At 69.8% G+C, this 463-nt stretch carries 1 protein-coding gene; it reads left to right on the top strand.

Annotated features, from left to right (window positions below):
• Positions 1-463: AAA family ATPase (locus tag GYB81_RS24145; RefSeq protein ID WP_498052057.1), on the top strand; the 463-nt coding region annotated here is incomplete at both ends.

Raw genomic sequence — 463 nt, 5'->3', positions numbered from 1 at the left:
TCGGCAAGCGCAAGCTGAGCCGGCCGGAGGGGAGCTTCCAGGTTCTCCTGGCCGCCGCCGACGGCGATGGGCGGCGCCTGCTGAACCTGCTGGAGAATGCTGCCGACCGCGCCGAGGACGGCAGCGAGATCAGCCCCGAGCTGCTGCAGAATCTGCTCGGCGATACCCGCCGGCGTTTCGACAAGGGCGGCGAGACGTTCTACGACCAGATCAGCGCGCTGCACAAGTCGGTGCGCGGCTCCAATCCCGACGCGGCACTCTATTGGTTCGCGCGTATGCTCGACGGCGGCTGCGATCCCCTGTACATCGCCCGGCGGGTGGTGCGCATGGCCAGCGAGGAGGTTGGCAACGCCGATCCTGGCGCCCTCGGCCTGTGCCTGTCGGCCTGGGACGTGCAGGAGCGCCTGGGCAGCCCCGAAGGCGAGCTGGCGGTGGCCCAGGCTATCGTCTACCTGGCCTGTGC

Source organism: Pseudomonas yangonensis (assembly GCF_009932725.1).
GTDB lineage: Bacteria > Pseudomonadota > Gammaproteobacteria > Pseudomonadales > Pseudomonadaceae > Aquipseudomonas > Aquipseudomonas yangonensis.
Note: the sequence above shows the minus strand (reverse complement) of the source record. Positions and strands in the feature narration are given on the sequence as shown.